Raw genomic sequence first — 5,772 nt, forward strand, 5'->3', positions numbered from 1 at the left:
ATCTTAAGCATTGTAAACAAAGCTGCTCCATAAAGCGTGATTAGGATAAAGAGCACTCGATTTTAAGGAATAACTATGCCGAGTTTAGCTATAAATGCTTTCTCATCAAGGATTTCAATACCAAGGCCCTTGGCTTTCTCTAGTTTGCTCCCGGCTTTGTCTCCAGCTACCAGTACGTCAGTCTTTCCGCTAACAGAACCAGTGGCGGATCCGCCTGCACGTTCCACGAGCAGTTCAGCGTCAGCTCGCTCTAAACAGAGAAGTTTTCCCGTGATAACAACAGTGAGCCCAGCGAAAGCTTCTGTATTAATAGGTACGGTTGATGGATTCCAATCGCTTGCTTCTGAGTTGGTGCTGATTTTGGAGTTAATAGTCATAATTCCCCAAATTAGTGCATAATAATGCTATAGCAATTTTGCTATCTGGTCAAATAGGTTCCCAGTCGATTTAAAAATCAATGGCTAAGCCGGTAATTCTCATTCACAACGATATAGCCAGCAACTTTCAGCTTCAGAAGCTTGAACGCAGCAAGCTTTATGGCTGCAAGCGCAGGATTCCCGTTGATGAGGATGGCGAGCCCTGTGTTCGAGCGTCACTTACAGAGGATGGCGAGGTAATAATTCTTAGTGGTATGGCTGCTCAAGGATGGTTTGATGATTTAGGTCGACAGGTGGAAGCCTCAGAAATTGGAGCCCAATCCTCCGATGGAATTGCCCTGGAGCTAGTTCTATCTACACTTGGTGTTAGTCAACCGCTGGAAGGTCCTGTATCGCCAATGGAAGTGTTGGATTTAGCCGTAAGCTCTGTTTATCAGTTAACCGCAGATACGATCTCTGATGAGCTAGCAGCTTCGCTCACTAGTGGGGAAGTTTGGCGCTTTCGCTTTAACTACCGATCAGACTTTCTTGCCGAGACTGCCTACCTACTTGCCAATGATGCGGGCATCTTCGCTTTAATCGGCCAGCCAGCCACTGCCCCATACCTTCAGCTCAATGCAATTCCACCAGTTGAAGCTGCTGAAGGAGAAGATACTGAGGACGTTGATTTTGAAATGCTTTAACCCATGAGAACCTTGCATCTGGCTGATCAGGATTCACGAGATGCCTATATCCGGTATGTTGCCGTTCGTCCATCCGCTCCGCCAGAACGAGTTGCAGCCGGAAGACCAATCAGTTTGCGTCGCTTTATTGCCGCCGGCGAAGCTAATACTCTTAAGGCCCTGCAGCAGCAATACGGCGATAAATTGGGCGAGTCCCTACTTAATTCAGATCCTGAAGTGGATTTCGAATTGGTAGGGAAACCGATTGAACGCACTAGCACCGTTTACTTAGACAACAAGCAGCAAGTCCTAAGGTTTGCACCGGATGTTGTGGAAGTGATCCTCGACCCATCTGGTAAAGAAACTGATCGCCGAGAACCAATCGATCGCCTTCCAAATATTGCAGAACAGTTGCCTATTAGATTCACGAAAACACGGTTGAACCGCAATGCTGCGGTGAGGCGTTTTGTTTTCACTCGCACACTTCAGCTTTGGCATAATGACGGCCTTACTTATGAATACTTGTTTGACATCGCTAAAGAGTTACATCACAGCGATGAAATGGTAATGGTTGCAGGTGGGGAGCGTTTAAAGGATCCTCTGATCTTTCAGCTCAACGGTCTCCCCTGGAGGGCTTTTCTGGAAGGCCGGATAAATTCAATTGGTTATTGCCTACTACTACATCTCTCAAACCTTGAGCTCAAGGCACTGCCTACTTAACAATGACTGACCCTCGGCTAGAGACAATTTCGGCCCGATACAAAAATACGGTGGCGAGCCGTTATCGGGCTTTAAAACTTGAAGACTTTGCCCAAATTCCAAGCGGCGCTTGCTATGTAAGCCCCAAAATCGATGGCGAGTTGTGGCTGGCTGAATTGGAGAAGGGCAGTATTGCTTTTTTTGCAAAAGGAGGCCGCATCATCTCGGATGGACCCATTTATACAGCGCTTAAGAGCCTTGCAGGCAGCATTGATCAGCCAGTGATCGTGGCAGGTGAACTGCATTCTCAAGGTACAGCCGAACGCCGTCCCCGTGTTGGTGATGTGGCATCAGCCATAGCCAATAACGACCACAGCAACCTTCTCTTTACTCTTTTTGATTTAGTTGCATTCAACAACCAAGCTCCACCGGTTTCCTACGGCGAAAGATTTAAGTTATTAGAGGGCATTATCGCAAAGCAATCGGCTCCTGCGCTTCAGTTGATTGAAACAGAATCGCTACTGGATACAAAACCTATTCAGAAACTAATTAAGCGTTGGGTAGATAGTGGAATGGCAGAAGGTCTTGTGGTACGCAGTGAGCTTCTTGGTGAGATCTATAAACTTAAGCCTTCTTTAAGCCTAGATGTTGTTGTAGTTGGATTCACTACTCGTGCAGCGACACTTTCCCAGGTACGTTCTTTGCTCTTGGGCCTACGCCGCACGGATGACGCAATTCAACTAATCGGTGCTTGTGGCAACTTTCCAGGAGAAAGTATGCGGCAAGAACTGTTTCAAAAGCTTGAAAGCTTGGAATGTTCTAGCTCCTTTCGCCATTCCAGCAGTGATGGAAATTTATATCGATTTGTAAAACCGGAAGTGGTGGTAGAGATCAACTGCACTGATCTCCAGGTAGAGGGGGGAGACGGCCAACCAATTCGTCGTTGGGCTCTGCAGTATTGCGATCAAGGCTGGAAAGGATTAATAGATATCCCTTCAATTAGCCTGATTCATCCAGTTATGGTGCGCACCCGCCCAGATAAAAAAGCAGACCCTATAGATATTAGATTAGCCCAGCTAAATGAATATTTACCTAACCACAACCTAGAACCATCAGCCGATCCACGCCAACTTCCGGCTAGCGAAGTTATACGTAGGCAGGTATGGAGTAAAGCCGGTAAGAGTGGGTTAGCTGTTCGCAAGCTGTTGGTGTGGAGCAGTGGTAAACAGAACAGCTGGCCGGGTTGGCCTGCATGGCTCGTTCATTTCACCGATTACAGCCCTGATCGGCAAGCTCCCCTTGATCGCACCCTTCGAACAGCCCGCGACCAAAATGAGGCGATGGCTATTGCTGATGCGTTAGTGTTAGCAAATATCAAAAAAGGATGGAAAGAATTTATCCCAGTAAAAGATAATAAGAAAACAAAAGCCTAATTAGTTAACACCTTCCATTTTGCTTCTTAACAACATCTCATGAGCGATCCAGCCACAGAAGCGAAGCGGTTTGCAGATGAGCATCCGATTTTGCTGCAACTGCCGGTATTACTAAACGATCATACCGGGATTATTGCAACCTCCATCACAGTTGCTTTTGAAGTGGTTGCACGTGAGGAAGAAGCAATTAACGAAAAAGCAGTTAATCTCTATCAGGCACTTTTGCGGGCGTTCCTACCAGGTAAAGACTTAGACGCACTTATGGCCGCAACTAGTTACGAAAGCCTTCAGCAGAAGGATCTAAGTATTAAGCTAGATAAACGTTTTTTGCGCGTTCAAGAAGCAGTTAAGGAGTTATATCAGCAATATTCTGGCGACTCTGAAAATCCGCTTGAAAGTTATGTAAATACGTTAGTTGCGTTAGTTGAAATGTTTTGTGAAGCTATGGAAAGATCAAACACAAGTTCCACCTTGATCCTTGGCACCTTCTCAAAAGGGTTAGAGCTCAGTATTGAAGCATCAATAACACCTAATCCAAACCCGATCTCATTACTTCAACTTATAGAGCGAGCAGGAGGCGAAATAGCATCTGATGAGCAGAACTCAGCTAATAATAAATCTACAAAAGGCTTAAAAGATCCTGATCTTAATAATAAGACAATAGAACAGCAACTAAAGCTGTTGCTGAAGGATATTGATGCGCTGGTAGGTATGCAATTAGTAAAACAGCAGCTCGAAGAACTGGCGCAGTTCTGCCTGATGCAGGAGGAACGCAAGAGTTTGGGATTGGGGGTGCAAAAAGCTGGATTTCACATGGTGTTCACCGGAAATCCTGGAACGGGAAAAACAACGGTTGCTCGTCAGGTTGGGGTAATGATGAAACGGCTTGGCTGGCTCAGTAAGGGGCATTTCACGGAGGTTTCCCGAGCCGATCTCGTTGGTGGTTATTTGGGGCAGACCGCCATCAAAACCCAGGAGGTGCTGGAAGAAGCACTGGGTGGGGTGCTCTTTCTTGATGAAGCTTATTCATTAACACCAGATGGCGATGACGAAGACACGTTTGGTCAGGAGGCAATTGATACGATCCTTGCCTTCATGGAAAACAACCGCGACGACATCCTTCTAATTGCCGCTGGATATCACGAGGAGATGTTGCGTTTCATCGATGCCAATCCAGGCCTGCGATCACGCTTTACACGCTTTATCGATTTCCCCGACTATTGCAAAGGTGAACTGGAAGAGATTTTTGTGGGTATGGCCAACGACAGCCAGTTCACACTGAAGGATGAAACTCGGGAGAAACTGCCACAACTAATCGATCAGACACTGCGAAAGCGCAGTAAAGGCTTTGGTAATGCAAGAGAAGTTCGTAATTTATTTGAGGCAACGCTTACGCGTCAGGCCGCACGTCTTGCTGATCTGGCCTCCAGATCTATAGATGACCACACAAGCATTCATGCAGATGACCTGCCGCTTGAGGATCAAATGCCCAAATCAGGGCAGGAGCTCCCTTCGCTTGCAGAGCTTGAGAAGTTGGTTGGCGTAGAAGAGGTAAAACAGGAACTTCGAACACTGTTGAATCTTGTTAAAGTGCAGCAACTAAGAAGGAATCAAAACCTTCCTACGGCAGATTTTGGCTGCCATCTTGTTTTTGCTGGTAATCCAGGAACTGGTAAAACAACTGTTGCCAGAATTCTTGCTAGGGAATTAAAAAATATTGGCTATTGCCGGCAAGGGCAATTAATTGAGGTAGATCGATCTGGGCTTGTTGCTGGTTATTCAGGTCAGACGGCACTCAAGGTTCAGCAAGTAGTAGAAACTGCTTTAGGTGGTGTTTTGTTTATCGATGAGGCCTACACACTTTGCGAAGATTCAACAGATAATAATTTAGGTCAGGAGGCGATAGACACCCTGCTAAAACTAATGGAAGACCATCGCAACGACTTGGTTGTAATTGTTGCTGGATACACAGAAAAGATGGAAATGTTTTTAGAAAGCAATCCCGGGTTGCGTTCCAGATTTACAAAGGTAATTAGCTTTCGTGATTATAGTCCAACCGAATTGGAAGAAATCCTTGTTACGATGCTTACCAAAGAAGTACTCAAACTTAGCCCTGAAGCTGTTGAACAATTAAAAGTTATATTTAATAATCTTGCTTTTAGCGAAAAGAATGCTTTCGCTAATGGTAGAAGCGTAAGGAAGATATATGAAACATTGAGAGCAAACCAAGCGAATCGATTAATGGAGAGCAATCCTGCCTCACTAACAACCGATCAGCTTTCAACAATCACCTCCGATGATGTACTCCCCTTGCTTAGTTAAGGGGGAGAGTTATCTAAGGCAGCCTGTTAAGATCATAAGGCAGTACTTAACAACAACAAATGAACTTTCTGTAATTCGTCTGCGCTGAATTTAATCAGTTATGGTTCCACTTTCAAATTGATAGTTATCCCAAAGATCTTTCTGGAGAGGTGGATACCAAGTTTCTCCTGTTTGCGCCTGGTATTTTCTCCATAAGTCAAAGAGAAGTGAACGATATCGCTTGCGCGCAATTACTTTGTCTTCCAGCGTATTAGCATTCTGCATCAGCCAACCCAATGT

Annotated in this window: 6 protein-coding genes; 4 read left to right on the forward strand and 2 right to left on the reverse strand. The window is 45.5% G+C overall.

Translation table 11 applies throughout. The features are described from left to right. Positions 1 to 62: 62 nt before the first annotated feature. On the reverse strand, positions 63 to 377 hold the full coding sequence (locus tag C7K08_RS12380) for a BRCT domain-containing protein (RefSeq protein ID WP_106500895.1): 315 nt from the start codon (positions 375 to 377) through the stop codon (positions 63 to 65). An 80-nt stretch (positions 378 to 457) separates the two neighbouring features. On the opposite strand from C7K08_RS12380, the gene C7K08_RS12385 reads away from it, so the two are divergent. From C7K08_RS12385 to C7K08_RS12400, 4 genes are read left to right on the forward strand one after another with little or no spacing between them, the layout of a single operon-like run. Then, a complete protein-coding gene (locus C7K08_RS12385; protein WP_106500896.1) occupies positions 458 to 1,060 on the forward strand; it encodes a hypothetical protein in 603 nt (200 codons plus the stop codon). A 3-nt stretch (positions 1,061 to 1,063) separates the two neighbouring features. Then, the gene (locus tag C7K08_RS12390) at positions 1,064 to 1,759 is read left to right on the forward strand and encodes a hypothetical protein (protein ID WP_106500897.1); all 696 of its coding nucleotides are present in this window, start codon (positions 1,064 to 1,066) and stop codon (positions 1,757 to 1,759) included. Positions 1,760 to 1,761: 2 nt separating this feature from the next. Beyond that, positions 1,762 to 3,171 (forward strand): ATP dependent DNA ligase, encoded by a 1,410-nt coding sequence (locus C7K08_RS12395; RefSeq protein ID WP_117434651.1) that lies wholly within the window; start codon positions 1,762 to 1,764, stop codon positions 3,169 to 3,171. A gap of 39 nt (positions 3,172 to 3,210) precedes the next feature. Beyond that, positions 3,211 to 5,493, forward strand: a complete 2,283-nt coding sequence (locus C7K08_RS12400) for an AAA family ATPase (protein WP_106500899.1) — start codon at positions 3,211 to 3,213, stop codon at positions 5,491 to 5,493. 90 nt (positions 5,494 to 5,583) lie between these two features. Here C7K08_RS12400 and C7K08_RS16155 read toward each other — a convergent pair. Next, a partial coding sequence (locus tag C7K08_RS16155; RefSeq protein ID WP_206603855.1) for a hypothetical protein occupies positions 5,584 to 5,772 on the reverse strand: 189 nt, incomplete at its 5' end.

Origin of the sequence: Synechococcus lacustris str. Tous (assembly GCF_003011125.1) — a bacterium.
GTDB lineage: Bacteria > Cyanobacteriota > Cyanobacteriia > PCC-6307 > Cyanobiaceae > Synechococcus_D > Synechococcus_D lacustris.